2 protein-coding genes and 1 pseudogene are annotated in these 4,084 nt (G+C 60.2%); 2 read left to right on the top strand and 1 reads right to left on the bottom strand.

The annotated features are described in order from the left end of the window. A partial coding sequence (locus tag HUJ17_RS01180) for an amidohydrolase family protein (protein WP_290508987.1) occupies positions 1 to 689 on the bottom strand: 689 nt, incomplete at its 3' end. Positions 690 to 1,004: 315 nt separating this feature from the next. On the opposite strand from HUJ17_RS01180, the gene gyrA reads away from it, so the two are divergent. Further along, complete coding sequence (gyrA, locus tag HUJ17_RS01175) at positions 1,005 to 3,764, top strand: DNA gyrase subunit A (RefSeq protein ID WP_290508986.1); 2,760 nt, start codon at positions 1,005 to 1,007, stop codon at positions 3,762 to 3,764. Positions 3,765 to 3,930: 166 nt separating this feature from the next. Then, a pseudogene (locus HUJ17_RS01170) lies at positions 3,931 to 4,084 on the top strand (3-phosphoserine/phosphohydroxythreonine transaminase); the annotation flags it as partial.

Below are 4,084 nucleotides of genomic sequence, written 5' to 3'. Positions count from 1 at the left end.
CCGGCGGTTTCGTGCACGTGCATCATCATCGGCACGTCCAGTTCCTCGGCCAGGGTCAGCACCTTCTGCAGCGGGCCATCGGACACGGTATAGGGCGCGTGGGGCCCGAAACCGATCTGAATGCGCGGATCATGGCGCCACTCGTCCATGGCATCGGTGGCCAGGCGCAGGTAGTCCTCCGGTCCGGCGCCCATGGGGGTAGGGAAATCCAGGATTGGGCAGAACAGGCTGGCGCGCAGCCCGGCTTCCACGGTGGCGCGGGCGGCGCTGGCCGGGAAGAAGTACTGATCGGCAAAGCAGGTGGTACCGGAGCGGATCATTTCCGCCGCTGCCAGCCGGGTGCCGTCGAAGACAAACTGTTCGCTGACGAACTGGCCTTCCGCCGGCCAGATATGCTTTTCCAGCCAGGTCATCAGCGGCAGGTCATCGGCGATGCCGCGCAGCAGGTTCATGGCCGCATGGGTATGGGCATTGATCAGGCCCGGGATCAGCAGGTGACTGTCCAGCCGCTGGACTGTCTCGGCCTGCCACTTCTCATTGGCCAGTGCGCTGGGCAGCAGGTCGACAATCTGGCCATCACGGACGACCAGGGCGTGGTTTTCCAGCACCTCGGCACTGGGCTCCTTGTCCTGTGCGACCGGGGCAATCCAGCGGGCGTGGACGATCAGGTCAGCCTGATTGTCGCTCATGCACAACTCCTTGAAGAGGGTGGGGCAATTTTCGCCGCAGTATAGCGTGTCAGTGGCGCTCTTGCCGCCACGATAACAATGGCGGCGGACTATGGCGCCGAAGCCGCCCGGTTGTGCTATCATCCGGGGCTTTTCCGGGCTTCGTGCCAGGAGCAGGAATGTATGCCCGGTCCGCCGCTGTCGGCAGCGAGCGGGCTGTCATAAGAACAGACTGCACAGGGTGCCATCGGCACGCTGTGAAATCGGCCCTGATCAGGGGCCGGCTTGGGAAAGCCGCAGGGGCTTTCCCGATACTTGTGGAAAGTAAGGATCGCTATGACGGATCTCGCCAGAGAAGTTACCCCGGTCAACATCGAAGACGAACTCAAACAGTCGTACCTGGATTACGCCATGAGCGTGATCGTGGGGCGGGCTCTGCCGGATGTGCGCGATGGCCTGAAGCCGGTGCATCGCCGCGTACTGTTCGCCATGCACGAGCTCAACAACGACTGGAACAAGGCTTACAAGAAGTCCGCCCGTGTGGTCGGTGACGTTATCGGTAAATACCACCCCCATGGTGACTCCGCCGTCTACGACACCATCGTACGGATGGCGCAGCCGTTTTCCCTGCGCTATATGCTGGTGGATGGTCAGGGTAACTTCGGTTCCATCGACGGGGATTCCGCCGCGGCCATGCGTTACACCGAAGTGCGCATGGCCAAGATCGCCCACGAGCTGCTGGCCGATCTGGACAAGGAAACCGTGGATTTCGTCGACAACTACGACGGCACGGAAAAGATTCCCGATGTGATGCCAACCCGGGTACCGAACCTGCTGGTCAATGGCTCTTCCGGTATCGCCGTGGGTATGGCCACCAATATTCCGCCGCATAATCTGGGCGAAGTGGTGGATGGTTGTCTGGCGCTGATCGACGACGACAGCCTGACTCCTGACGACCTGATGGAATACATCAAGGGCCCGGATTTCCCCACAGCCGGCATTATTAATGGCCGCGCAGGCATCGTACAGGCGTACCGCACCGGCCGTGGCCGCGTTTACATGCGCGCCCGTGCGGAAATCGAGCAGACGGACAAAAGTGGCAAAGAAGCCATTATCGTCCACGAAATTCCCTACCAGGTGAACAAGGCGCGGCTGATCGAGAAGATCGCCGAGCTGGTGAAAGACAAGAAGATTGAAGGTATCACCGAGCTGCGCGATGAGTCCGATAAAGAGGGCATGCGCATTGTGATCGAGCTGCGTCGGGGCGAGAACGCCGAGGTGGTGCTCAACAATCTTTACCAGCAGACCCAGATGGAGTCTGTGTTCGGTATCAATACCGTGGCACTGGTGGATGGTCAGCCCAAGACCCTTAACCTGCGTGAGTTGCTGGATGCCTTCATCCGCCACCGCCGTGAAGTGGTGACTCGCCGTACCGTGTTCGAACTGCGCAAGGCCCGGGAAAAGGCCCACCTGCTGGAAGGTCTGGCAGTGGCCCTGAGCAATATCGACCCGGTGATTGCGCTGATCAAGGCGTCTCCCAGCGGCGCGGAAGCGAAAGAGAAGCTGCTGGCCAAGGGCTGGACGCCCGGTGACGTGATGCAAATGCTGGATCGCGCCGGCGGTGAAAACGCGGCTCGCCCGGATGGACTTGATGAGCAGTACGGCCTGCGTGACGGGCTCTATTATCTTAGCCCGGAACAGGCTCAGGCCATTCTTGACCTGCGCTTGCAGAAGCTGACCGGTCTGGAGCGGGAAAAGCTGATCAATGATTACCAGGAGCTGCTGGAGCAGATTGCCGAGCTGATGCTGATCCTGGCCGATCCGCAGCGCCTGATGCAGGTGATCCGTGACGAGCTGAAGGCGGTCCGTGAGGAATATGCCGACGAGCGCCGTTCCGAAATCGTTACCTCCCGTCTCGACCTGAGCATGGAAGACCTGATCGCCGAAGAAACCGTGGTGGTGACCCTGTCCAACGGTGGCTACGCCAAGATGCAGCCCATCGATACCTACCGGGCGCAGAAACGTGGTGGACGCGGCAAGTCTGCGGGACAGCTCAAAGACGAGGATTACGTGGAGCACCTGCTGGTGGCAGGCACCCACGACACCCTGTTGCTGTTCACCGACGCCGGCAAGGTGTTCTGGTTGCGCACCTTCGAGCTGCCGCAAGGTGGTCGCGCGTCTCGCGGCAAACCTATCGTCAACCTGTTGCCGGCCCTGGGTAATGACGAGCGCATTACTGCGATCCTGCGTCTCGATGCGGAAATGGTACGCCAGCAGAAAGCTGCCGGCGTCGAAGTGGAAGCCGATGAGGACGATGTAGTCGATACGGATGACGTGATCGAAGATGTCGTCGACGGTGACGAAGTTGAGGCAGAAGCGGTCGTGGATAGCGTGCCTGGACCGTTTATTTTCATGGCGACCTCCAGCGGTATCGTCAAGCGTACCGCCCTGGCCAACTTTGCCCGTCCGCGCAGCTCCGGTCTGATCGCCGTAAAACTGCAGGAAGGCGAGCATCTGGTGAATGTGGCGATTACCCACGGCGACGAAGATGTGATGCTGGTGGCCCGCAACGGCAAGGCCGTGCGTTTCCATCAGTCGAAGGTGCGTGTCATGAGCCGTCTGGCTCGTGGTGTACGCGGCATCAAACTGGCTGATGGCGTGGACGTGATTTCCCTGATTGTGCCGGAAGCCAATGGCCAGATCCTGACCGCCTCCGAAAACGGCTACGGCAAGCGTACCCCGCTGACCGACTACCCGACCAAGGGTCGTGGTGGCCAGGGCGTGATCGCCATGGTGGTCAACGAACGTAACGGGGAGCTGGTTGGTGCGACCCAGGTGTTCGGCGAAGAGGACATCATGCTGATTTCCAACCAGGGCACCCTGGTGCGTACCGGTGTCAATCAGGTCAGCGTTTCCAGCCGTAATACCCAGGGTGTTCGTCTGATTCGCCTGGGTGATGGTGAGAAGCTGTGTGGTCTGGCCACCATCCCCGAGCTGGAAGGCGACGAGGACGACATCGAAGAGGGTGAGGTGCTGGAAGGGGAGGCTTCTGCGGAATCCCCGGAGACTGACGCCTCTGATGACGCCGAGGAGTAACATGTAGGAGCACCTCTCGAGGTGCGAACCACCTGCAACGGTTCGCACCTCGAGAGGTGCTCCTACGGTGTTTTCTAAATGATTCGACGAATTACCCGAGCCCGGTGTTACCGGGCTTCTTTGATTAACCGGTTTGCTACTTTCAATCTAGTCACGGAGAAAATGCATGTCCCGCGCCTATAACTTCTGCGCAGGTCCGGCGGCGTTGCCGACGGATGTTCTGGAGCAGGCCCGCCAGGAAATGCTGGATTACCAGGGCATGGGCCTGTCCATCATGGAAATGAGCCATCGGGACAAGGTGTTCGTGGAGATTGCCGAAA

Source organism: Alcanivorax sp., assembly GCF_014762765.1.
Classification (GTDB): Bacteria; Pseudomonadota; Gammaproteobacteria; order Pseudomonadales; family Alcanivoracaceae; genus Alcanivorax.
Note: the sequence above shows the minus strand (reverse complement) of the source record. Positions and strands in the feature narration are given on the sequence as shown.